Source organism: Rhodopila sp., assembly GCF_035548095.1.
In the GTDB taxonomy this organism is placed as follows: domain Bacteria; phylum Pseudomonadota; class Alphaproteobacteria; order Acetobacterales; family Acetobacteraceae; genus Rhodopila.
Map to the genome: position 1 here is coordinate 137,344 of NZ_DASZUV010000008.1, position 22,344 is coordinate 159,687.

The 22,344-nt window shown below is 65.5% G+C and carries 21 protein-coding genes; 12 read left to right on the plus strand and 9 right to left on the minus strand.

Features of this window, described 5'->3' with window-relative positions; all coding sequences use genetic code 11:
• Positions 1-10 precede the first annotated feature (10 nt).
• The 5 genes from VHC04_RS08840 to VHC04_RS08860 form a co-directional block, all read right to left on the minus strand.
• A complete protein-coding gene (locus VHC04_RS08840) occupies positions 11-997 on the minus strand; it encodes an aliphatic sulfonate ABC transporter substrate-binding protein (protein WP_325680161.1) in 987 nt (328 codons plus the stop codon).
• Positions 998-1,268: 271 nt separating this feature from the next.
• The gene (locus tag VHC04_RS08845; protein WP_325680163.1) at positions 1,269-2,054 is read right to left on the minus strand and encodes an ABC transporter ATP-binding protein; all 786 of its coding nucleotides are present in this window, start codon (positions 2,052-2,054) and stop codon (positions 1,269-1,271) included.
• Positions 2,048-3,064, minus strand: a complete 1,017-nt coding sequence (locus VHC04_RS08850; protein ID WP_325680165.1) for an ABC transporter permease — start codon at positions 3,062-3,064, stop codon at positions 2,048-2,050. Before VHC04_RS08850 ends, VHC04_RS08845 begins: the two co-directional genes overlap by 7 nt.
• Positions 3,051-4,124, minus strand: coding sequence for an ABC transporter substrate-binding protein (locus VHC04_RS08855; protein ID WP_325680167.1), 1,074 nt, complete (start codon positions 4,122-4,124; stop codon positions 3,051-3,053). Before VHC04_RS08855 ends, VHC04_RS08850 begins: the two co-directional genes overlap by 14 nt.
• Before the next feature lie 14 nt (positions 4,125-4,138).
• Entirely contained in the window at positions 4,139-4,348 is a 210-nt protein-coding gene (locus VHC04_RS08860) for a hypothetical protein (protein WP_325680169.1), read from the minus strand.
• A gap of 368 nt (positions 4,349-4,716) precedes the next feature.
• Here VHC04_RS08860 and VHC04_RS08865 point away from each other — a divergent pair, with 368 nt between their 5' ends.
• Genes VHC04_RS08865 through VHC04_RS08880 form a run of 4 tightly spaced genes read left to right on the plus strand, consistent with a single transcriptional unit; the run spans position 4,717 to position 8,711 of the window.
• Positions 4,717-5,949 carry an NAD(P)/FAD-dependent oxidoreductase gene (locus VHC04_RS08865; RefSeq protein ID WP_325680171.1) on the plus strand — a complete coding sequence of 411 codons (1,233 nt, stop codon included), beginning with the start codon at positions 4,717-4,719 and terminating at the stop codon, positions 5,947-5,949.
• A gap of 27 nt (positions 5,950-5,976) precedes the next feature.
• On the plus strand, positions 5,977-6,303 hold the full coding sequence (locus VHC04_RS08870; protein ID WP_325680173.1) for a 2Fe-2S iron-sulfur cluster-binding protein: 327 nt from the start codon (positions 5,977-5,979) through the stop codon (positions 6,301-6,303).
• A 39-nt stretch (positions 6,304-6,342) separates the two neighbouring features.
• Positions 6,343-7,599, plus strand: coding sequence for a cytochrome P450 (locus tag VHC04_RS08875; RefSeq protein WP_325680175.1), 1,257 nt, complete (start codon positions 6,343-6,345; stop codon positions 7,597-7,599).
• Complete coding sequence (locus tag VHC04_RS08880) at positions 7,596-8,711, plus strand: alpha/beta fold hydrolase (protein WP_325680176.1); 1,116 nt, start codon at positions 7,596-7,598, stop codon at positions 8,709-8,711. Before VHC04_RS08875 ends, VHC04_RS08880 begins: the two co-directional genes overlap by 4 nt.
• Before the next feature lie 110 nt (positions 8,712-8,821).
• On the opposite strand, the gene dnaN is transcribed toward VHC04_RS08880, so the two are convergent.
• Positions 8,822-9,946 (minus strand): DNA polymerase III subunit beta, encoded by a 1,125-nt coding sequence (dnaN, locus tag VHC04_RS08885; RefSeq protein ID WP_325680178.1) that lies wholly within the window; start codon positions 9,944-9,946, stop codon positions 8,822-8,824.
• 291 nt (positions 9,947-10,237) lie between these two features.
• On the opposite strand from dnaN, the gene VHC04_RS08890 reads away from it, so the two are divergent.
• Both VHC04_RS08890 and VHC04_RS08895 read left to right on the plus strand, forming a co-directional pair.
• Positions 10,238-10,966, plus strand: a complete 729-nt coding sequence (locus VHC04_RS08890; RefSeq protein WP_325680180.1) for an SDR family NAD(P)-dependent oxidoreductase — start codon at positions 10,238-10,240, stop codon at positions 10,964-10,966.
• A 160-nt stretch (positions 10,967-11,126) separates the two neighbouring features.
• Positions 11,127-12,293: an acyl-CoA dehydrogenase family protein gene (locus VHC04_RS08895; protein WP_325680182.1), complete on the plus strand. Its 1,167-nt coding sequence runs from the start codon at positions 11,127-11,129 to the stop codon at positions 12,291-12,293.
• Between the two features lie 464 nt (positions 12,294-12,757).
• On the opposite strand, the gene VHC04_RS08900 is transcribed toward VHC04_RS08895, so the two are convergent.
• Genes VHC04_RS08900 through VHC04_RS08910 form a run of 3 tightly spaced genes read right to left on the minus strand, consistent with a single transcriptional unit; the run spans position 12,758 to position 15,927 of the window.
• Positions 12,758-13,510 (minus strand): amino acid ABC transporter ATP-binding protein, encoded by a 753-nt coding sequence (locus VHC04_RS08900; RefSeq protein WP_325680274.1) that lies wholly within the window; start codon positions 13,508-13,510, stop codon positions 12,758-12,760.
• Positions 13,511-13,566: 56 nt separating this feature from the next.
• Entirely contained in the window at positions 13,567-14,712 is a 1,146-nt protein-coding gene (locus VHC04_RS08905) for an amino acid ABC transporter permease (RefSeq protein ID WP_325680185.1), read from the minus strand.
• A 3-nt stretch (positions 14,713-14,715) separates the two neighbouring features.
• Complete coding sequence (locus tag VHC04_RS08910) at positions 14,716-15,927, minus strand: amino acid ABC transporter permease (protein ID WP_325680187.1); 1,212 nt, start codon at positions 15,925-15,927, stop codon at positions 14,716-14,718.
• 428 nt (positions 15,928-16,355) lie between these two features.
• On the opposite strand from VHC04_RS08910, the gene VHC04_RS08915 reads away from it, so the two are divergent.
• The 6 genes from VHC04_RS08915 (at position 16,356) to VHC04_RS08940 (ending at position 22,298) form a co-directional block, all read left to right on the plus strand.
• Complete coding sequence (locus VHC04_RS08915) at positions 16,356-17,480, plus strand: acyl-CoA dehydrogenase family protein (protein WP_325680189.1); 1,125 nt, start codon at positions 16,356-16,358, stop codon at positions 17,478-17,480.
• A gap of 9 nt (positions 17,481-17,489) precedes the next feature.
• Positions 17,490-18,725 (plus strand): acyl-CoA dehydrogenase family protein, encoded by a 1,236-nt coding sequence (locus VHC04_RS08920; RefSeq protein WP_325680191.1) that lies wholly within the window; start codon positions 17,490-17,492, stop codon positions 18,723-18,725.
• Between the two features lie 46 nt (positions 18,726-18,771).
• Positions 18,772-19,689 carry a TauD/TfdA dioxygenase family protein gene (locus VHC04_RS08925; RefSeq protein WP_325680193.1) on the plus strand — a complete coding sequence of 306 codons (918 nt, stop codon included), beginning with the start codon at positions 18,772-18,774 and terminating at the stop codon, positions 19,687-19,689.
• Between the two features lie 145 nt (positions 19,690-19,834).
• Positions 19,835-20,530 (plus strand): aquaporin Z, encoded by a 696-nt coding sequence (gene aqpZ, locus VHC04_RS08930; RefSeq protein ID WP_325680195.1) that lies wholly within the window; start codon positions 19,835-19,837, stop codon positions 20,528-20,530.
• A gap of 59 nt (positions 20,531-20,589) precedes the next feature.
• Positions 20,590-21,375, plus strand: a complete 786-nt coding sequence (locus tag VHC04_RS08935) for a fumarylacetoacetate hydrolase family protein (protein ID WP_325680197.1) — start codon at positions 20,590-20,592, stop codon at positions 21,373-21,375.
• 71 nt (positions 21,376-21,446) lie between these two features.
• Entirely contained in the window at positions 21,447-22,298 is an 852-nt protein-coding gene (locus VHC04_RS08940) for an SDR family NAD(P)-dependent oxidoreductase (RefSeq protein WP_325680199.1), read from the plus strand.
• Positions 22,299-22,344 lie beyond the last annotated feature (46 nt).

Below are 22,344 nucleotides of genomic sequence, written 5' to 3' on the forward strand. Positions count from 1 at the left end.
GCGCGGAGTCCTAAACGTTCTGATGCCAGAATATATCGCCGGGCTTGATCGCAACCGGGATCAGGCCCTGTGCCTTGAACCGGTCGGCAACGACCTGCTGGCTGCGGGCCAGTTCATCACTCAACGGCAGCACATCCAGCGGATGCCGCTCCAAGGCTCGGTTCCACACGTCCTGGGCGATGCCGGTCGAACCTGCCAGCAGGGCGGCGATGGCCGGCTTCTCGGCGCGCGCCTTCTCGGCCACCACGGTCAACGTCCGCAACGCGGCGGCGGTCAAGGCCGGGTTGTCACGGACGAAACCGCCATTGGCCATGAAGTACGAATACTGCGTGCCGATCTCATTGTTGGTCGTCAGCGTGCGCACACCGGGGCGATTGTTGAACAGCGAGGCATAGGGTTCCCAGATGCTCCAGGCCTCGATCGCACCTTGCGAGAAGGCGGCGCCGGCATCGGCGGGTCCCAAATAGATCGGCTGGATGTCCTGGTAGGCCAGGCCGGCTTTCTCCAGCACCATCAGCGCGAAGTTGTGTGCCGAGGAGCCGCGGCCGAAGGCCAGCTTGCGGCCTTTCAGATCCTGCAAGGCCTGGATGGGGGAGTTTGGCGGCAACAGGATCGACTGCGGCGCGCCGCGGCCGGCGGCCACGTACATCAGATCGCCACGCGCCGCCTGGGCGAAGATCGGCGGCGTGTCGCCGACCGCGCCCAGATCGATGCCGCCGACGCGCATGGCTTCCAGCATCGGCGGGCCGAACTGGAATTCAATCCATTCCACCGACAGATCCAGCGGTGCCAGGGCTTTTTCCAGGTCGCGATTGGTCCGCGCGGCCATCAGGATGGGTTCACCTTTCTGAAACCCCAGGCGCAGGGTTTTCGGCGCGGCTTTGGGCGCCGCCTGGGCGGCGCGGCCGATGAACGGCGTGGCCAGGCCGGCGATCAGTGCGCGGCGGCGGGTCAGTGCCGGCCGGCGAGTATGGAGGGGGGGAACGGCGATCGGCATCGCATCGTTTCCTTTCCTGTCATGTGTTCCTGGAACCGCGAGCGGACACGCAAGCGGCCATGTCGTGGAAGCCACCCTGATGCGCCGGCGTTGGTCGCCGGACACATAACATATAAAACAGATAGGAATTATAGGGGCACGGGATGCCCTACGGAGTCAACAGCAAATGCAGGCAAAAGCAGGGTAAGGATCGCTGCCATAGATCTGCGACCAACCCCGGTCGATCGAATTCCATATATTCTTAATGTGATATAGCCACATGGGAGTCCTCCTACCAATCCGCGTCCAGGCCCAGCAGGCCCAGGATGCGCCGCCGCAGTTCCGCCAGCCGTGGATTGCCGCGATGGCGCGGGAACGGCAGATCGACACGGATATCTTCCTTGACCGCCGCCGGACGGGGCGTCAGCACGACGACGCGGTTGCACATGAACAGCGCCTCTTCCACGTCGTGGGTGACCAGCAGGGCGGTGAAGCCGGTGCGCTGCCACAACGCCACCAGTTCCTGCTGCATGCTGATACGGGTCATTGAATCGAGCTTGCCCAGCGGCTCATCCAGCAGCAGCAGGGTCGGGTCATTCACCAGCGCCCGTGCCAGGGACACACGCTGGGCCATGCCGCCGGAAAGCTGGTGCGGGTAGGCCTGCGCGAAAGCGCCGAGGCCGACCAGCTCCAATGCCTTGTCCACGCGGTGGGCCTGGCTGCGCAACAAGCCCCGTGCCTCCAGGCCTAGCGACACGTTCGCCTTGACTGTGCGCCAGGGATAGAGCGTGGGGTCCTGGAACATGATGACACGGGATGGGTCGGGCCCATCGATCGGCTTGCCGTCGACCAGCAGCGCGCCCAGGGTCGGCCGCTCCAGCCCCGCAACCAGGCGCAGCAGGGTGGATTTGCCGCAGCCGGAATGACCCAGCAGCGCGACCATCTCACCCGGTTCCACGCGCAACGACACGTGGTTCAGGACCGGCAGGAAACCGCCATCCAGATCGAAACGATGGCTGACATCCAACACATCCAGTGCGGCCCCGACGGGCTGGATGGATTCGGCAGGCGCTACCATTGGACCAATCCCTTCTGCCAGGCCAGCAAGCGGTCACGGATACGGAACAGCAACGTGATCAGGCCGGTGCACATCAGTGCCATGACCAGCAGCGCGGCATACATGTTGGCATACGCCGCCCAGCCCTGGGCCCATTGCAGGTACCAGCCCAGGCCGGACTTCACGCCCATCATCTCGGCCACCACCAGCACCGAGAACGATGCGCCCAGTCCCATGAACAGGCCGACGAAGACGGATGGGAGTGCCGCCGGAATCGCCACCTTGGTCACCAGGAAACGCTGGCTGGCGCCCATGGTGCGGGCGACATCGTAATATGCCTTGTTGACGCCGGTGACGCCGGACCAGGTCAGCACCGTCACCGGAAAGCCGGTGGCCAGCGCGACCAGGAAGGTGCTGGCGCTGTGACTGGTGGGGAATGCGAAGAAGGCCAGCGGCAGCCAGGCCGTCGCCGGCAGCGGCCCGACCAGCCGCAGCACCGGATGCGCCCAGTAGCCCACCACGCGCGACCAGCCGATCGCCACGCCGAAGATGAAGCCGACCGCCGCGCCAATCCCATAGCCGCCGCCCAGCAGCAGCAGGCTGTGCCAGACGCTGTCACCCAGCTTGGCGTAGTCGTCGGTGAAGACTTCCAGCAAGGCCTGCGGCGAGGCGAAGAACGGCCGTGGCAAGACCGCGTATTTCGCCGTCACCAGTTCCCACGCGATCAGCCCCAGCGGCAACACCAGCAGCCACGGACCCGCCCGGCGCAGCCGCGTCGGCAGGTCCCGCCGCAGCAACGCCTGTCCGATGACGGCAACGGCCAGCAATCCGCCGACCAAGGCCGCAATCCGGGCCAGCAGGGAAGTACGCTCGAAATCGTCGATATCGGGCAGGAACTGGATGACGGCCGCCGCGGCGCCCCAGCCGGTCGCCGCCATCAATCCGACATGCCAGAAGCCCTGGCGTCCCGCTTCGATCAGGGGAAAATCGGCAAGTTCGCTGCCGACTGGCAGCGTGCTAGCTGAGGACATCGGCATACACCTTCGCGGAGAATTTTTCCGAGCTTGTTCCAGGCCTGATCACCGAGATCGCCTTCAATTCCTCGGTGTAGAGCGCGATTTCCTGTTTCAGGTCGGCACCGGCGGGGTGGTGCCCGTGGGTGTGGCTGCGCAGCATGGCGGCCAGGTCGGATGCCTTTACCTTCGGCGAATAGGGCTCGAAGATCGCCGCCGACTCGTCGGGATGGGCGGTGACGAAGTCCTGCGCCTCCAGGATTGCCTCGGTGATCGCCGCCGCCGCCGGCCGGTCGTCACGGACCAGGCTGCCGCGCACGCCCAGCACGCAGCAGGCGCGATGCGCGTACTCCGCATCCAGGTTGGTCGCGACCTGCGTCAGCCCGTCGCGGTCGCGGATCACCCAGCCCAGCGGGTCACCGAGGGTGAAGGCCTGGATCTCGCCCTTTTGCAGCGCCACGGGCAGCAGGTCGGCGGGGTAGGCGCGCCAGTCCACCTCGGTCAGCGGATCGACACCCAGCCGAGCGAGGCGGATGGAAAAGAAGTTCTTGTCCGGCGCCGCCAGGTCGGACACGCCGACCGTCTTGCCCTTCAGGTCGGCCAGGCTTTTGACGCCGCCGTCCGCCCTGGCCAGCAGCCGCATGCAGCCGCCATGCGTGGCGGTGGTGATCTTGACGTCGAAACCCTGCTCCAGCGGCTTCAGCCAGCGCAGTGCCATGCCGACGCCCGCATCCGCCTTGCCGGTCGCGATCGCCTCCAGCAGTTGGTCGGTGGAGCCGCCGAAATTTATCAGCTCCACATCCAGGTTGCGCTTGGTGAACAGGCCTTTCGCCTGCGCCACCGGCACGCCGACCACGCAGATGGCGTTGGCATTCCAGGTCAGCTTCAGGGATTTCTTCTTCGGCACCACGGTCACCGGCACCGTGGCGGCGGTGCGGCAGATCGGGGGCGCGCCGGTCAGGCCGTCGGGGACGGCCAGGCGGCTGGCGGCGAAGCCGTGGGTTGCCGCCGCGCCGATCGGCAGTAGCGCGGCGGCGGCGCCAAGCATATGGCGCCGGGACAAGGTCGGACGAGACAATGGGGCCTCCTGGGTCAGTGATGCGTGACGCCGACGGGCGGCGGCATGCGGCCGCTCAGGTAAAGGCGGCGAGCCAGGCGCTGGACATCCGCGAGTGTCGGCCAGACGGACCCGTCCAGCTCATCCAGGCGCATATCGGTGGCGATGAAGCGGTAGCCGACATCCAGCCGGACCGCGGCACCGACAAAGGCACCATCGATGTCGATCACATGGGACTGCAGCATGGGGAAACTCCTTCCAGGGTTGGGGGCGCCTCAGCGCCGGCACATCGTCCGGAAGCGCCGACAGCTCATCATTGCCGGCCGCGGACCGGCTGTGACGCGGGTCTGGAACGAGGGCGACAGAACTGTGGACATGGGTTCGGTTTCTCCTGCGATCGGCCGGTTTCCGGCTGATCCGCAGGGATAAGAGGATATTTTTTCGTTTAAGCGCAATATGCCTACGAAAAAAAGATTTTTATTCTTTCTTGCTGCGGCTGCGAACAAAGCGGCTTCTTAGATCCGACCCACGGCGAGAACCCCACACCCCGGCGCTTGCCGGCCGCCGCCCCCGCTGCTCCTATGCACAGGCAGAACAACAGGAGCGTCCCCGCGTGAGCGACCCGTCCAGGCACATCGTCATCGTCGGCGCCGGCCACGCCGGAGGCTCCGCTGCCACGATGCTCCGCCAGCTTGGTTGGCAGGAGGCCATCACGCTGGTCGGCGAGGAGCCGTTGCTGCCCTATCAGCGCCCGCCGCTGTCCAAGCAATGGCTGAGCGGCGAGGCGACCGAGGAGTCGCTCGTCCTGCGGCCGGCGACCTTCTATGCCGGTGCCTCGATCGACATGCGGCTGGGCCTGCGGGTCACCGCGATCGACCGGACGGCGCGGACCGTCACACTGTCGGATGACGTGGTGCTGCCGTACGACATCTTGATCCTGGCGACCGGTGCGCGGCCGCGGCGCCTGGCGATGCCGGGCAGCGAGCTGGCCGGTGTTCTGGAACTGCGCACCGTCGCCGACGCCGAGGCGCTGAAGGCCGCGTTGCATCCCGGAGCGCGTCTGGCGGTGATCGGTGGCGGCTATATCGGCCTGGAAGCCGCCGCCTCGGCGCGGACGCTGGGTGCCGAGGTCACCATCGTGGAGCGGGAGCCCAGGGTCCTGGCTCGGGTCGCCTGTCCGTTGCTGTCCGGCTTCTTCGAGAAGTTCCATCGGGACAGGGGGGCCGCGATCGAGGTCAACGCCCAGGTCGAGGGGCTGGAAGGGGAGGGGGGGCACGTATCCGGCGTGCGCCTGGCGGACGGCCGCGTCATCCCGTGCACCGTCGCGCTGATCGGCGTCGGCGCGGTGCCGAACGACGAACTGGCGCGGTCGATCGGGCTGGCCTGCGACAACGGCGTCATCGTCGACCTCGCGGCCCGTACCGGTGACCCGGCGATCTTCGCCATCGGCGACTGCACCCGCCGCCCGTTGCCGCTCTATGACCGGGTCGGCCGGCTGGAAAGCGTGCCGAACGCGCTGGAACAGGCCAAGCAGGCCGCCAGCGCCATTTGCGGCAAGCCCGCCCCGGCGCCGGAAGTACCCTGGTTCTGGTCGGACCAGTATGAGTTGCGGCTGCAGATCGCCGGCATCCCGTTCGACGCCACCGAGATCGCCGTGCGCGGCCGCGTGGAGGACGGCAAATTCGCGCTGTTCCACCTGGCCGCCGACGGAACCGTGCAGGCGGTGGAGGCGGTGAATGCCTCGACCGAGTTCATGGGCGGGCGGCGGATCATCCAGCGGCGCAAACAGCTTACTCGCGTGCAGATCGAAGATATGGCAGTGTCGATGCAGCAGCTCGCGGCGTAACGTCCGCGACGACAAGAAGGAATGTCCATGCCGCGGATCACGTACATCGAATACAACGGCATTGAGCACACGGTCGATGTCCCGGTTGGCAAGTCAGTGATGCAGGGTGCCGTTGACAATAATATTCCAGGCATCGATGCCGATTGCGGTGGGGAGTGCGCCTGCGCCACGTGTCACGTCTACGTGGATGAAGCCTGGCTGGGGATCGTCGGCCTGCCGGAACCCGGCTCGCAGGAAGCCAGCATGCTGAGCTTCGCCGCCGTGACCCAGCCGGACTCCCGGCTGTCCTGCCAGATTCCGGTCACCCCGGGCCTGGACGGGCTGATCGTGCGGATGCCGGAAGGCCAGCACTGAAGCAGCGCCCGGACAAGCAGAACGCGAGGAGGCTACTCAATGAATGCTCCGGTGAATATCGACCCCGCCGCCGATGCCTGGTCCATCCCGCTGGACCAGATCGACGTCAGCAATCCCCGGCTTTACCAGCAGGACTGCTATTTCCCGTATTTTGAGCGGCTGCGGCGGGAGGATCCGGTCCATTATCGCAAGGACGGGATGTATGGCAGTTTCTGGTCCGTGACGAAGTTCAAGGACATCATGCAGGTCGAGACTCACCCCGGGATCTATTCCTCGGAAGCCAAGCTCGGCGGCATCTCCATTACCGATCGGCCGATGGAATTCCGGCGGTCCAGCTTCATCTCCTCGGACCCGCCGCGCCATGATGAGCAGCGCAAGGTGGTCAGCCCGATCGTGGCGCCGGCCAACTTGAACAATATGTCCTCCATCATCCGGGAACGCACCTGTCGGGTGCTGGATGGATTGCCGCGGAACGAAACCTTCGACTGGGTGCAGGAGGTCTCGATCGAACTGACGACGCTGATGCTGGCGACACTGTTCGACTTCCCGCTGGCCGACCGCAGCAAGCTGACCTGGTGGTCCGACCGCGCCACCGAGGACGTGAACGCCGGCGGCATCGTCAATTCTGAAGAGAAACGGCTGGAGATTTTGCGGGAAGCGCTGCAGGTCTTCACCGGAATGTGGCATGAGCGGGCGGCGCGGCCGCCGTCCTATGACCTGATCTCCATGCTGGCGCATGGTGAGGCGACCAGGAACCTGGTGAACGATCCGCAGGAGTTCCTGGGCAACCTGACCCTGCTGATCGTCGGCGGCAACGATACCACCCGCAATTCCATGAGCGGCGGGCTGGCGGCGCTGTGCAAGCACCCGGCCGAATATGACAAGCTGCGGGCCAATCCCGGCTTGATCCCGAGCATGGTGCCGGAGATCATTCGGTGGGTGTCGCCGATCATCCATATGCGGCGCACGGCGGTTGCCGACGCCGAGCTGGGCGGCAAGCAGATTCGCAAGGGCGACAAGGTGGTGATGTGGTACGTCTCGGGGAACCGCGACGAGGACTCCATCGACAACCCGAATGATTTCATCATCGATCGCGCTCGGCCTCGGCATCATCTGTCCTTCGGCTTCGGCGTACATCGCTGCGTCGGCAACCGCCTGGCGGAGATGCAGCTGAATATCCTGTGGGAAGAGATCATGAAACGCTTTCCGCGGATCGAATTGATGGAGGAGCCGAAGCGCCTGTACTCGAACTTCATCCACGGCATCACCGAGATGAAGGTGCGGATTCCGGCATGATGGCGCCGTTCGGGCCGGATATCCTGCCGGCCGGTATACGGGCGCGCATGGTTCCGGATGTAAACGGGCTGACCGTTCATCTGCTGGAGGCAGGGGAGCCAGGGCACCCCTGCGTGCTGTTGCTGCACGGGTTCCCGGAGCTCGCCTGGTCCTGGCGCAAGGTCATGCCGGGCCTGGCGCAAGCCGGCTATCGCGTGCTGGCCCCGGATCTGCGCGGCTACGGCCGCACGACCGGATGGGACGCGGCGTATGACACCGACCTGACGCCATTCGGTCTGTGTAACGAAGTGCTGGACATGCTGTGTCTGCTGGCGCGGCTGGATATTCCGCATGTCCGCGCGGTGGTGGGACATGATTACGGGGCCTCGGTGGCGGCCTGGTGCGCGCTGACGCGGCCCGACATCTTCCGGTCCATGACGATCATGAGTGCGCCGTTCGGCGGTCCGCCGGATGTCACCGCGCCCGCGGTCCCTGATCCGGCGATCCATCGCGCGCTGTCGCTGCTGGACCGGCCGCGCAAGCACTATCACTGGTATTACAGCACGCGGGAAGCCAACGCCGATATGTGGCATTGCCGGCAGGGGGTACACGACTTCCTGCGGGCCTATTACCACCATAAGAGTGGCGACTGGGCACCCAACAAGCCCTTCCGCCTGGCCGGCTGGACCGCCGAGGCGCTGGCGCGGATGCCAACCTACTACATCATGGACCATGACCGGACCATGGCCGAAACGGTGGCCCCGGAGATGCCGACTCCGTCGGAGATCGAAGCCAATACCTGGCTGACCGAGGCGGAGCTGCGTATCTACAGCAGTGAATACCAGCGCACCGGCTTCCAGGGCGGGTTGCAGCACTATCGCGTCCGCACCGCCGGTGTGGGCCTCGCGGAGCTGAAGCTGTTTGCCGGCAGGACGATCGACCAGAAATCGATGTTCGTCGCCGGACGCTCCGACTGGGGAATCTACCAGGCACCCGGGGCGATCGAGCGGATGCAGGAGGTCGTCTGTCCGTCGATGACCGGCGTGCATCTGCTGGATGGCGCCGGTCACTGGGTGCAGCAGGAAAAAGCGGCCGAGGTCACCGCGCTGCTGGTGGATTTCCTGAAAGGATGACGCCGCTTCGCCGCGCAAGGTGGCGGGCGGTAGCGATCATCGGCCGCATGACGGTTGCGCCTGGCACGGCCACGCATGGCCCCATCAGTGTTTGGCATCAGTGTTTGGCATCACACCCGCATGGGCATCAGCACATACAGCGCGCTGGCATCGCCGGCGTCCTGCACCACCGTGGGGGCGGAACCATCGGCGAAGCGGAACTCCACCTGATCCTCGATCTGGTCGGTGATGTCGTTCAGGTAGCGGGCCTGGAAGCCGATCTCCAGCGGGCTCGCTTCGTATTTCACGCGGTCCGCGTCCAGTTCCTCGCTGGCGGTGCCCTGTTCCGGGCTGCTGGCCGACAGGGTCAACAGGTCACGGGCCAGTGACAGTTTCACCGGCCGCGACCGCTCCGACGAGATGGCGGCGACGCGGGCCACCGCATCGGCGAAATCCTTCTTGCCGACGCGCAGCACCTTGTCGTTGCCGCGCGGGATCACCCGCTCGTATTCCGGGAAGGTGCCATCGATCAGCTTGCTGGTCAGCAGGATCTGGTCGGCCTTGAACTGAATCCGGGTATCCGACAGCGCGACCTCCACATTGCCGGTCACCTCGTCCAGCAGCTTGCGCAATTCGTTCACCGTCTTGCGCGGAATGATAACGCCCGGCATGGAAGCGGCGCCTTCCGGCAGCGGTTCCTCTACCCGCGCGAGGCGGTGGCCATCGGTGGCGACCGCGCGCAGCACCTGGGTGCCATCGCTATCGGCGCAGTGCAGATAGATGCCGTTGAGGTAGTAGCGGGTTTCCTCGGTGCTGATGGCAAAGCGCGTGCGGTCGATCAGCGATCGGATCTGCAGCGCCGTCAGGTGGAACCGGTGCGGCAGGGAGCCGGCGGTCATCGAGGGAAATTCCTCGGCCGGCAGAGCCACCAGCTTTGTGTCATAGCGGCCGGCACGCAGCGACAACTGGGCATCGCCGCCCGGATGGTCCAGCTCGACCTCGGCTCCCTCCGGCAGCTTGCGCACGATTTCATACAGCGTCGCGGCGGGCACGGTACAGGCACCGTTGCGGCTGGTGGAAGCCGGCACGTCCTCGACGATCGCGATTTCCATGTCCGTGGCCGTCAGCGTCAGGCGACCGTCACGCACGGCGATCATGACATTCGCCAGGATCGGAATGGTATTGCGGCGTTCCACCACGCTTTGGACATGCGCCAGGGCTTTCAGCAACGTGGCGCGGTCGGCCTTCAGCTTCATGGTCCTGTTCCTATGTCGGTTTGGCCGCCCATTGACCCTGGCGCCCGCCGCGAAACGAGCGAATCGCGTTCCTCAGTTTAGCAAGTGGCGTAGTTTTCCGCCAAGGACCGTCGTGCGCGGCACCAGCGCGATCCGGAAGACCGCTTCGCCGCATGACACGCCGGGCCGCAGGCATTCACCAGTGAGTCCCGCCTGGCCCGCTGTTCCAGGGTATTGCGTGGCTGTCGGCCGTGACGGGCGCCGGGAACGGCGATACGCTTGTGTCAGGAACCCGCAAGGATGGAGGAAACGATGGGTCGTCTCAACGGCAAAGTGATACTGATCAGTGGCGGCGCCCGCGGCCAGGGTGCCGCCGAGGCGCGGCTGTTCGTCGCCGAAGGGGCGCGCGTCGTCATCGGTGATGTGCTGGAACGGGATGGCCAGGCGCTGGCCGAGGAGCTGGGCGGCGCCGTCTTCGTACGCCAGGACGTGACGCAAGAGGCCGACTGGAAGGCGGCTGTCGATGCCGCCGCGAAAATCGGCGGCCTGCACGGGCTGGTGAACAATGCCGGCATCTACCAGCCAGCCCGTCTGATGGACACCGACACCGCGCTGTTCGAACGCCATATGCGGGTCAATCAGCTCGGCTGCTTCCTGGGCATGCAGGCCGTGGTCCCGCTGATGGAACGGTCCGGGGGCGGGTCGATCGTCAATATCTCCTCGGTGGCGGGGCTGCGCGGCTCTCCCGGGTCGCTGGCCTATTGCGCGACCAAATGGGCGCTGCGCGGCATGACCAAGGCAGCGGCCATCGATCTCGCGCCGAAGAAGATCCGTGTCAATTCGGTGCATCCCGGCCCGATCGATACCGAGATGCTGAAGGTGCGCACGCCGGAGCAGAACGACGCGCGGGTGCAACTGGTGCCGATGAAGCGCATGGGGACCGCCGACGAGGTGGCCAACCTCGTGCTGTTCCTGCTGTCGGATGAAAGCGGCTACATCACCGGCGCCGAGGTTGCGATCGACGGCGGCGCCACGCTTTAGGCTGCCGAGGGGCGTCCTCGCTCAAGTGGCGGTGCCTCGAGCCGATGGACGATCCGCTCCGGATTGCTGTGGATACCCAGCAGTCGCAGCACTCCATCGCCTGGATTGCGCATGCGGCGCATGCGTGGGCAGGGAGCTTTTGCCGGAGGACACGACCCTGATGAGCGAAGACGGCCAGGACGACGAACCGACCCCTGCCATTCTGCGCGCGGCGCAGCGCCTCGTGCCGGAAGTGCGGGCCGCGCGTGAGCAGGCGGAAGCGATGCGTCAGACCCCGCCGGACCTGGCCGCGCGCCTGACCGGCGCGGGGCTGTATCAGCTCTATCTGCCGCGGTCGATCGGTGGACCCGAGGTGCCGCCGCTGACGGCCTTCCGCGTCGTCGAGACGCTGTCCCGCGCCGACGGCTCTGTCGGGTGGTGCGTGATGATCGCGGCCGCCATGTCGCTGAATCTCGGCCGCCTGCCGCCCGCGGTCAGTCGCGCGCTGGCGGGCACGCCGCCGGATTATCGCGCTGCCGGATCGGCCCGCAGCGGCGGCGCCGCTCGGGCGGTGCCGGGCGGATTCCGTGTCAGCGGGCGGTGGAACTTCGCCAGCGGCATCCAGAACGCGCGCTGGTTGTATTGCACTTGCAACATGATGGACGGCGAGACCCGAACGCCGGTGCTGCGGGCCCTCTGGGTGCCGCGGGAGCAGGTGACCATCCTGGACACCTGGCAGGTGATGGGCATGCGCGGCACCGGCAGCCAGGACTTCGTCGTCGACGACGTCTTCGTGCCAGCGGAACGCAGCGTGTTGTCGACCGCCCTGCCGGCCGAGACCACGCCGCTGTTCCATCCCCGCGCATGGTATGTGCATCTGTGGACGCCATCGGCCGCCAACGCATTGGGTATCGCGCGCGGCGCTATCGACGCGTTGAAGGAGATCGCGGCGACCGAGGCATCCACCATGTCCGCCGCGCTGCTCCGCGACCGCCCTGCCGTGCAGGCTCATCTGGGCGAAGCAGAGGCAATCGTCCAGGCCGCCCGGTCCTACGTATGCGATGCGGTCGGCCGGCTGTGGCGCGTGCTGTGTGCCGGCCGGGAACCGTCTGACCAGCAGATCGCCCAGGCACGCCTGTCGCTGGTGCACGCGATGCACGAGAGCGTCCGAGCGGTGGACAAGGTGTTCCATGCCGCCGGCACCAACGCGATCTACCAGCGCCTGCCGCTGGAGCGTGCGTTCCGTGACGTGCACGTCGCCGTCCAGCATGGCGCCGCGCTGCCCGTGTATTTCGAGGCGGCGGCCAAGGTCATGCTGGGGTTGCGGCCGAGCGAGCCGGGGTGGTGAGCGGACGGCCGAAGGAGGATGCCTTTGCGGAGACGGCGGAACGGCTCGCCGGGACGCATCCGGGGTCATGGCGGGGTTGACAGAACGACGTCGGCGTGGTGGGCGCTTCAGCCCGTGAATCACCGACTTCGTCCACACGTCCGCGCTGATATGACAATCGGTTAACGCTGCCTTCTCACACGGATATGTGATCTTTTAAAATCAATAACTTACTTCCTGCCCAAATCTTCGGCAATCCATGAAAAGGGCGGTGAGGGGCCCCTTGGAAGACCTTTCTCACAGAGTCTTCCCCCGACTTATCCACAGGCTCTGGGGAAAATTCAAAGTCCGGTTCAAGGCGCCGGACAGGGCCAGTTCGTTGCGATATCCGCCAGCATGGAAAGATTTCTGGCGCCCCGCATGGCCGTGTCACCGTTCCACGGGCGGTGGCCGTGCTGTCGACCGGCCGGCGCGCCGGCCTGGTTTCAATGCCCCCGAAGGATCTGGCTCAGGAACAGCTTCAGGCGGTCCGTCTGCGGGTTCTCGAACAGCGCGTTCGGCTCCCCCGTTTCGACCACCTCGCCGCGATCCATGAACACGACCCTGTCGGCCACCTGGCGGGCAAAGCCCATTTCATGGGTAACGCACACCATGGTCATGCCCGTCTCCGCCAGGCCGATCATGGTGTCCAGCACCTCCTTGATCATTTCGGGATCGAGCGCCGAGGTCGGTTCGTCGAACAGCATGATCTTCGGCTTCATGCACAGCGCCCGGGCGATGGCCACGCGCTGTTGCTGGCCACCGGACAGCTGGCCGGGGAACTTGTTCGCCTGTTCGGGGATACGGACGCGGCTGAGATACTCCATCGCCAGTTCCTCGGCCTCGGCCTTCGGCATCTTGCGAACCCAGATCGGCGCCAGGGTGCAGTTCTGCAGGATCGTCAAATGCGGGAACAGGTTGAACGACTGGAACACCATGCCGACTTCCCGCCGGATCGTGTCCAGCGCGCGCAGATCGTCGGTCAGTTCCGTGCCGTCGACGATGATGCGGCCTTCCTGGTGTGTCTCCAGCCGGTTGATGCAACGGATCATGGTCGACTTTCCCGACCCGGAGGGTCCGCAGACCACCACGCGCTCCGACTGCCCGATGGTCAGGGACACGTCGCGCAGCACGTGCATCGATCCGTACCACTTGTTGACCTTGTCGAGGATGATCGCGGGTTCGGCATTGGCCGGCATGGCAGCGGCGCGGTCGGCGGCGGATTGCAGGGCAGCGCTCATGCTGGGTCTCTCCTTCAGCGGGCCTTGGCGCGGTTCAAGTCGCGCTCGAGGTTGCGGCTGTATTTCGACATGGCGAAGCAGAAGGCGATATAGATCACCGCCAGCGAGATGTACATTTCGGTCGAGAAACTCTGCCATGGCGGATCGCTCAAGGCGACCTTGCCCATGGTCAGCAGGTCGAAGATGCCGATGATCAGCACCAGGCTGGTGTCCTTGAAGAAGCCGATGAAGGTGTTGACCAGCGGCGGGATCACCAGCCGCAGGGCCTGGGGCAGGATGATCAGGCTGGTCTTCTGCCAATAGCCCAGGCCCAGCGCGTCGGCCGCTTCGGCCTGGCCTTTCGGCAGCGCCTGCAGGCCGCCGCGCACCACTTCCGCCAGGTAGGCGCCGGCGAACAGGATGAAGGCGATCTGCGCGCGCAGCAGCTTGTTGACGGTGATCCCTTCAGGCATGAACAGCGGGAACATCACGGAGGCCATGAACAGCACCGAGATCAGCGGCACGCCGCGGATCAGTTCCACGTACAGCACGCAGAGGAACTTCACCGCCGGCAGCCGGGTCGAGCGCCGGCCGAGCGCCACCAGGATGGCCAGCGGGAAGGAGAAGGCGGCGCCGAAGGTGGCCAGGATCAGGGTGATCGGCAGGCCGCCCCAGGAATCCTCGGGAACCGGCGTCAGGCCCAGGATGCCGCCCCACATCAGCACGCCGATCACCGTCAGCGTGACGATCCAGATCAGTATCAGCTCCTTCCGCCAGAAGCGGCGCATTCCCGACACGACGTACAGGCCTATGAACAGCAGTACAACCACGGCCGGCCGCCACTGTTCCTCATACGGGTAGCGGCCGAACAGTACCAACCGGTACTTATCCGTTATGATCGCCCAGCAGGCGCCGACGCCCTGGGCCATCTGGCAGGCGGCGGTATTGGCCGTGCCGGTCGGCGTGTAGGGCACGGTCCAGATCGCATTCACCACGCCCCACATCACCAGCGCGTACACGATGCGGACGATGATGTAACCCAGCGCCAGGGTGACCGCGGTCGACCACCAGGAGCCGAACAGGTTGGTTCGCATCCACGCCCAGGGTCCGATCAGTGCCGCCGGCGGCCGCTCACGGGACGGTTTGGGGATGCTGCCGGCGGTGGCCGTCGTCTGGCTCATGAATCAGCGCTCCACCAGCGCGATATGCGCGTTATACCAGTTCATGAACAGGCTGATCGACAGGCTGATTGTCAGGTACACGGCCATGATGATGGCAATGCCCTCGATCGCCTGGCCGGTCTGGTTCAGTGTCGTGTTGGCGATCGAAACGATATCCTGGTAGCCGATGGCGACGGCCAGCGAGCTGTTTTTCGTCAGGTTCAGATACTGGCTGGTCATGGGCGGAATGATCACCCGCAGTGCCTGCGGCAGCACGATTTTCCGCAGCACCAGGCCGCGGTACAGTCCCAGCGCTTCCGCCGCCTCCCACTGTCCCTTCGCGACCGCCTGGATGCCGGATCGCACGATTTCGGCGATGTAGGACGCGGTGTAGGTCACCAGACCGATCAGCAGGGCGAAATATTCCGGGGTGAGTGTGAGGCCGCCCTGGAAGTTGAAACCGCGCAGGACAGGTTTGTCGACCGCGAACGGGGCACCCATCAACGCCCAGATCGCCACCGGCAGGCCGATCATCAGCACCAGGGCGACCGGCCAGACCAATGGCGGCCGGCCGGTGGCCTCCTGCCGGCGGCGGGCGTGGCGGTTCCACAGGACGGTACCGCCGATGCCGGCCAGGAAACCCAGGAAAGCCCAGCCGAACGCCGTGTCCCAGTTCAGCACGGCCAACTTCATGCCGCGATTGGTCAGATAGAAGGCGTCGCCGATGTGAAACGCCTGCCGCGGCGCCGGCAGGCCTTGCAGGATCGTGTACCAGAACAGCAATTGCAGCAGCAGCGGGATATCGCGCAGCGTTTCCACGTAGAACGCCGTCAGTTTCGCCAGCAGCCAGTTGCCGGACAGCCGCCCGATGCCGATCAGCGTGCCCAGGATCGTCGCCAACACGACACCGACCGCCGAGACCTTCAACGTGTTCAGCACCCCGATCAGCAGCGCCCTGCCATAGGTGTCGAGCGCCGGATTGTAGGGGATCAGCGTCTCCCCGATCGGGATGCCCGCGACGCGGGCCAGGAAGCCGAAACCGGTGGCGATATGCCGGGCGGCCAGGTTCTGATTCGTGTTCCTGACCAGGTACCAGACGATCAGCGCGACGCAGCCGACAATGATGACCTGCCAGAAGAAGGCGCGGAACCGCGGATCGGACCAGGACAGGCGAAGTCGTTTCCTGGGTGCGGACCTGGCATTGACCAGGCGGGGGTCGGCGACGGCTTGGGACATCGGCGGTCGGTTCCTCGCTGGCAGGCAGGACGAAATGGGTCGGGACAAAACGCGACAGGGCGAAACGGGTTGGAAAAGCAAGATCAATGCCGCTGGGTGTTGCGTGCACCGCAAACCAGTTGCGCCGCCAACTGTGCGTCAACTGGATGCGAAAGATCAACCGGGTGCCCGAAAATCGGGACGCAGCGTCAACTCGCGCCACAACCTTGCCGGCCGGTCGGTGACGGTTCAAACCCTGCGCTGACCGCCACGGCGGCGGATGTCGTGACAGATGCCATGCCGGCGACCCGGCATCGGACGCCGGAAGGCCAGGACGCCAGGATATCAGGACGCACGGGGGATAGAACCGCGCCGCCGCCATGCCCTGGCCCTTGCCGCCGCGCTTTGAGGGGGCGACAATCGGGTCGGGACGGAAAAGGCCAGGATCCATGAACTTCGACTTCTCTGAGGAGATGCTGCAACTGCGCGATCAGGCGCGCAGGTTCCTGGCCGACCGTTGTCCCGGCGCCGTGCCGCGCCGCATCCTCGACGGGCCGGACGCCTACGCGGCCGACCTGTGGCGGGAAATCGCCGAGATGGGCTGGCTGGGAGCCGCCATCCCCGAAGAATATGGCGGCGTCGGTCTCGGGCGCCTCGCGGTATGCGTCCTGGCCGAGGAGCTGGGTCGCGCCGTCGCCCCGGTGCCGTTCTCGTCCTCGGTCTATCTGGCGACCGAGGCGCTGATGCTGTTCGGGTCGGAAGACCAGAAGCAGGACTGGCTGCCGCGGCTGGCCGCGGGCGAGGTGATCGGCACCTTTGCGATAGCGGAAAAGCCCGGCGCGACGGTGCCCGAACGCCTGGCCGCCTCTGTCAACGGCGGCCGCCTGACCGGCCGCAAGCTGGCGGTATCGGACGGCGACATCGCGGATTTCGTCATCGTCGCCGCGCCTGGAGACAGCGGGGTCTGGTTGCATCTGGTCGACTTGTCCGCCCCGGGCGTCACCCGCGAAATCGTCTCGACCATCGATCCCACCCGCTCCCACGCTCGGCTGGCGTTCTCCGGCGCGGCGGCGGAACCGTTGCCGGGCAGCACCACGCCGGCGGCGATCCGCACGCTGCTGGATCACGCCGCCGTGCCGATGGCGTTCGAGCAGGTGGGCTGTGCGCAGGCCGCGATGGACATGGCCAACGCCTACGCGAAGGAGCGGTTTGCCTTCGGCCGCCCGATCGGGTCGTTCCAGGCGATCAAGCACCGGATCGCCGACATGTATATCCAGGTCGAGCTGGCGCGCTCGAACGCCTATTACGGCGCCTGGGCGGTCCATACCGGCGCGGCGGAGTTGCCGATCGCCGCGGCCGTCGCCCGGATCGCCGCCAGCGAGGCGGGGTGGTTCACCACCAAGGAAAACATCCAGGTCCATGGCGGCATGGGCTTCACCTGGCAGATGGACTGCCAGCTCTATTACCGCCGAGCGAAGCTGCTGGCGCTGACGTTGGGCGGGGCGCGGGAATGGAAACACCGGCTGATCGGTGAGCTGCGGACGCGCAACACCACCGAAACCGCCGCAGCTTAGGAGGCAGCGATGGACTTCGACGATACACCGGAAGAAGCCGCGTTCCGCATCGAAGCGCGCCGCTTCCTGGATGCCAACGCCACGCGCCGGAAGCCGGGCCAGGTGGAGGCCTATCGCCGCGGCATCGACGCCACCAAGGTGCTGGCCGGGGCCAAGGATTTCCAGCGCCGCAAATGTGAGGCCGGCTTCGTCGGCCTGCACTGGCCGGTGGACTGGGGCGGACGCGGCGGCTCACCGATCCAGACCATCATCTACAACCAGGAAGAATCGAAGTACGACGTCCTGTCGGCCCTGTTCAACATTGGCGTCAACATGTCGGTGCCGACCATCTGCACCTGGGGCACGCCCGCGCAGAAGGAACGCTACGTTCGTCCCTGCATGCGGGGCGACGAAATCTGGTGCCAGCTGTTCAGTGAACCCGGTGGCGGCTCCGACCTGGCCGCCCTGCGGACCAGGGCCGAGCAACGCGGTGACGAGTGGATCGTCAACGGCCAGAAGATCTGGAATTCCGGCGCGCATTATGCCGATTTCGGCATCCTGGTCGCGCGCAGCAATCCGGACGTGCCGAAGCACCAGGGGCTGACCTATTTCCTGCTGGATATGAAGACGCCGGGCGTGGAGGTGCGGCCGATCAAGCAGATCTCCGGCACCTCCCATTTCAATGAGGTGTTCTTCACGGATGTGCGCATCCCCGACAGTTGCCGTTTGGGACCTGTCGGCGGCGGCTGGAAGGTCGCGCTGACGACGCTGATGAACGAACGGCACGGGGTGCGCGATTCCACCGGCCCCGACGCCGACGAGTTGCTTCGCCTGGCGCAGGAGGTGGACACCGAGAACGGGCCGGCGATCGACGATCCGGCGGTGCAGGAGAAGATCGCCGACATCTATGTCCGGTCGCAGGGGCTGAAATTCACCAAGTTCCGAGGCATCACAGCGCTGTCCCGGGGGCAGAACCCAGGCCCTGAATCGTCGATCATCAAGTTCGTCGCGGCGAACAAGCTGCAGGAGGTGCTGTCCTTCGGATTGGACCTGATCGGCATGGCCGGTCCCGAGATGATGCCGGATTCACCCTTGGCCGGCGCCTTCGAGGAAGCGCTGCTCTACGCGCCGTCGCTGCGGATCGCCGGCGGCACGGATGAGATCATGAAGAACATCATCGCCGAACGCGTGCTGGGCCTGCCGCAGGACCCGCGGGTCGACAAGAACGTGCCGTTCCGGGATATCCCCGGCGGCGGGCGATCCTGACGCTGCTCCTGCCACGGATGAAAAGACGCAGATGAAGGAGGCATACATGCTGACGATCGAACCGACCGGCGCGATCCTGGGCGCCACCGTACGTGGCGTCGACCTGTCACAACCGCTGGATGAGCCGTCCTTCGGCCGCATCCTGCTGGCGCTGGGCCGGCACGGCGTGCTGCGCTTCCCCGATCAGCACCTGGATATCGGCGACGTGAAACGTTTCTCGGAGCAGTTCGGGGAAATCCAGGGCAATCCGATCATGAAGACGGATGCGACCCGACCGTTCCCCGAGGTTGGCATTCTGTCGAATATCAAGGAGGATGGTCAGTATATCGGCAGTCCCGACGCCGGCCAGGACTGGCACACCGACATGTCGTACCGGGACGTCATGGGATTCGTGAACGTCCTGTACGGCATCCGCATCCCGCGGCGCGACGGCAAGCCGCTGGGCGGCACGGAATTCGCCAATATGCACGCCGCCTACGAGGCCCTGCCGCAGGAGATCAAGACCCGCCTGGACGGCATGACGGCGACCCACAACTTCGAGAAGTTCTGGGAGCATATGCGCCAGCACAAGAACAGCGGTCGTCCGGCCATGACGGATGAGCAGCGCCGCCGCCGCCCGCCGGTGGTGCATCCGTTGTTCCTTACACACCCGATCACCGGGCGAAAAGTTCTGTATTGCAACGAAGGCTATGCGATGCGGATCAATGAACTACCGCAGGATGAAAGTGACCGCATGTTGGACTATCTGTTCCAGCATCAGTTGGAAATGCGGTTCCGCTACACGCATCACTGGAACGAAAACGATCTGCTGATCTGGGATCACCTGGGAACGATCCATCGCGCCATCGCCGATTACGGACCGGACGAAATCCGGCTGATCCGCCGCTGCCAGGTCATGGCGACGAAAGTTTTCGATCCGGACTTTCTGCGTCCCGCCAGGGAGGCCGCGGCGGTCATGGCCTGAATGTTCTTCCCGCCTTCTTGACCGATAGATTACAGTTGCCTGCATTGGTCTTACCCTGCCAGATAATGGCACCGCGGGGAGGGCAATGGCCTGCGCTTGTGCTGTGCTCTACTGCGTCGGTTGCGAATGAAAGGGCGGGGACCCGATGCAAGACCTGACGCGCCGTGTCACGGCGGAGTTTTTCGGTACATTCTGGCTGACGTTCGGCGGCTGCGGCGCCGCGGTTCTGGCGGCGACGTTTCCGCAGGTGGGCATTGGCCTGCTGGGTGTGTCGCTGGCCTTCGGCTTGACGGTGCTGACCATGGCCTATGCGGTTGGTCATATCTCGGGCGGCCATTTCAACCCGGCAGTAACCCTGGGCCTGTGGGCGGGCGGACGGTGTGCCAATATCCACGTCATTCCCTATATCGTTGCGCAGGTGATTGGCGCGATCGTTGCGGCGGCCGTGCTGTACGCCATCGCGTCCGGCAAGGCCGGCTGGATGCCGGCAGGTTTTGCGGCCAATGGTTTCGGCGACCTCAGCCCGGGCAAATACAGCCTGCTGTCCTGTATCATCTGCGAATTCGTGATGACCTTCATGTTCATCTACATCATCATGGGTACCACCTCGCGCGGTGCCGCGGTGGGCTTCGCGGGCATCCCGATCGGCCTGGCGCTGACGCTGATCCATCTGGTGTCAATCCCGGTGACGAACACCTCGGTCAACCCCGCGCGCAGCACCGGCCCCGCGTTGTTCGCGGGCGGCGCGTATATCACGCAACTCTGGATGTTCTGGGTCGTGCCGATCGTCGGCGCCATGACGGCGGGTGCTTTCGCCAAATGGCTGCATGACGAGGGCTGAACCTGCTCTCTTGCCAGCGCATCCTCCCCGGCGCACAAACGCCGGGGAGGATGGTTCCAATGCGCTATGTTCGCTTCACCCGGGATGGTGTGACCCGCTACGGCCTGGTGGACGGAGACATGGTGCGGCCGATCGCCGGCGAGCCCTGGACGGATCCGACACCGTCAGGCGACGCCGTGGCGCTGTCCGCGGTGACGCTGGAGGTACCGGTGATCCCGCGCACCTTCTATGCCGCCGGCATCAATTACGCCGCCCATATTCGGGAAATGGCGGCAAAGCGCGGGGAGACGCCGAAATTCCCCGAAAAGGCCGATATCGGCTATCGCGCCAATAACGCCCTGGTCGCGCATGACCAGGATGTGGTCATTCCGGCCCACGCCACGACAAAGATCAATTACGAGGGCGAGCTGGTCGTGGTGATCGGCAAGCAGGCCAAGCATCTGACCGAGGCCGAAGCGATGTCCTGTGTCTTCGGCTACACGATCGGCAATGACGTGTCGGAGCGTACCTGGCAGCGCGGCGACCGTACCTTCTGGCGCGGCAAGAACACCGATACGTTCAAGCCGATGGGACCGTGGATCCAGACCCAGGCAGACCTGGACGCGATGGAAACCATCGTCCGCGTCAACGGCAAGGAGGATCTTCGTTTCAAGACCAACGACATGATCTTCGGCATCGCCCACTACATTTCACAAATGACCCGCTACCTGACGCTGTACCCCGGCGACGTCATCTGGATGGGTACCGACGGGACCTCACCCGACCTGGTGCATGGCGACGTCGTGGAGGTGGAGCTGACCGGCCTGGGCGTCCTCCGGAACCGCTTCGTCCGGGAAGGCGCATAGCCCTCCGATCGGTTGCGCGCCCTCCGCGCGTGCGGAATGATAGGCCGCAAGCATTGGAGGAGAACGCCATCATGGGCAAGCTTACCGGCAAGGTCGCCGTCATCACCGGCGCCAGCCGCGGAATCGGCCAGCAGATCGCCGAATTGTTCGCATCGGAGGGGGCGCGCGTCGTCTGTGCCGCCCGTACGATGAATGAAGGCGAGCACCGCATGCTGGAGGGTTCGCTCGCCCGCACCGTCGCACTGATCCGCCAGGCGGGCGGGGAAGCGACGCCGGTGGTCGCCGACGTCTCCTCGGAAGCCGACTGCATCGCCCTGATCGAAGCCGCTCGGTCTGCCTATGGCCCGGTCGACGTGCTGGTGAACAACGCCGCGCTGAACTACTACCTGCCCACCGAGACCTATCCGACCAATCGCTGGGTCCGCTGCTTCCAGATCAACGTCCACGCACCCTTCATCCTGGCGAAGGACGTGCTGAAGGACATGATCCCCCGCCGCTCCGGCGCCATCGTCAATATCAGTTCCGGCGCGGCAATCGGGCCGGGACGCGGTCCCTACCAGGACAAGACGGTCCGTGGCGGCGTGATGTACGGGGCGACCAAGGCCGCGCTGGAACGCTTCACCCAGGGCCTGGCGCAGGAAGTGGCGCAGTACGGCGGCATCACGGTCGCCGCCGTGTCGCCATCGCAGGTGGTGCCGACGCCCGGTACGATCCACCATAAGCTGGTCACCGGCATCGACGACCCGAAGGGCGAGCCGCCGGTCTTGATGGCGCGGGCGGCGCTTCTGCTGGCGACCGAGGGGGCGGACAAGGTGAATGGCCGCGTCACCTACAGTCAACAGATCCTGAAGGAGTTCGGCTGGATCGAGAAAGCCGCCGGGCGCGGCGTCACCACCCGAGGCTCCGGCTTTTCCGAGATTTGACGCCGGCGGAAGCGGGCTCCGGCACCAGCCGTTCCGGAGCCCGCCG

Coding starts and splice junctions, on each gene's coding strand:
- VHC04_RS08850 (WP_325680165.1), bottom strand. CDS start 3,064: ATGTCCTCAGCTAGCACGCTGCCAGTCGGCAGCGAACTTGCCGATTTT.
- aqpZ (WP_325680195.1), top strand. CDS start 19,835: ATGCAAGACCTGACGCGCCGTGTCACGGCGGAGTTTTTCGGTACATTC.
- VHC04_RS08860 (WP_325680169.1), bottom strand. CDS start 4,348: ATGCTGCAGTCCCATGTGATCGACATCGATGGTGCCTTTGTCGGTGCC.
- VHC04_RS08840 (WP_325680161.1), bottom strand. CDS start 997: ATGCCGATCGCCGTTCCCCCCCTCCATACTCGCCGGCCGGCACTGACC.
- VHC04_RS08880 (WP_325680176.1), top strand. CDS start 7,596: ATGATGGCGCCGTTCGGGCCGGATATCCTGCCGGCCGGTATACGGGCG.
- VHC04_RS08895 (WP_325680182.1), top strand. CDS start 11,127: ATGAGCGAAGACGGCCAGGACGACGAACCGACCCCTGCCATTCTGCGC.
- VHC04_RS08890 (WP_325680180.1), top strand. CDS start 10,238: ATGGGTCGTCTCAACGGCAAAGTGATACTGATCAGTGGCGGCGCCCGC.
- VHC04_RS08910 (WP_325680187.1), bottom strand. CDS start 15,927: ATGTCCCAAGCCGTCGCCGACCCCCGCCTGGTCAATGCCAGGTCCGCA.
- VHC04_RS08900 (WP_325680274.1), bottom strand. CDS start 13,510: ATGCCGGCCAATGCCGAACCCGCGATCATCCTCGACAAGGTCAACAAG.
- VHC04_RS08845 (WP_325680163.1), bottom strand. CDS start 2,054: ATGGTAGCGCCTGCCGAATCCATCCAGCCCGTCGGGGCCGCACTGGAT.
- VHC04_RS08870 (WP_325680173.1), top strand. CDS start 5,977: ATGCCGCGGATCACGTACATCGAATACAACGGCATTGAGCACACGGTC.
- VHC04_RS08875 (WP_325680175.1), top strand. CDS start 6,343: ATGAATGCTCCGGTGAATATCGACCCCGCCGCCGATGCCTGGTCCATC.
- VHC04_RS08940 (WP_325680199.1), top strand. CDS start 21,447: ATGGGCAAGCTTACCGGCAAGGTCGCCGTCATCACCGGCGCCAGCCGC.
- VHC04_RS08935 (WP_325680197.1), top strand. CDS start 20,590: ATGCGCTATGTTCGCTTCACCCGGGATGGTGTGACCCGCTACGGCCTG.
- VHC04_RS08925 (WP_325680193.1), top strand. CDS start 18,772: ATGCTGACGATCGAACCGACCGGCGCGATCCTGGGCGCCACCGTACGT.
- VHC04_RS08905 (WP_325680185.1), bottom strand. CDS start 14,712: ATGAGCCAGACGACGGCCACCGCCGGCAGCATCCCCAAACCGTCCCGT.
- VHC04_RS08920 (WP_325680191.1), top strand. CDS start 17,490: ATGGACTTCGACGATACACCGGAAGAAGCCGCGTTCCGCATCGAAGCG.
- dnaN (WP_325680178.1), bottom strand. CDS start 9,946: ATGAAGCTGAAGGCCGACCGCGCCACGTTGCTGAAAGCCCTGGCGCAT.
- VHC04_RS08915 (WP_325680189.1), top strand. CDS start 16,356: ATGAACTTCGACTTCTCTGAGGAGATGCTGCAACTGCGCGATCAGGCG.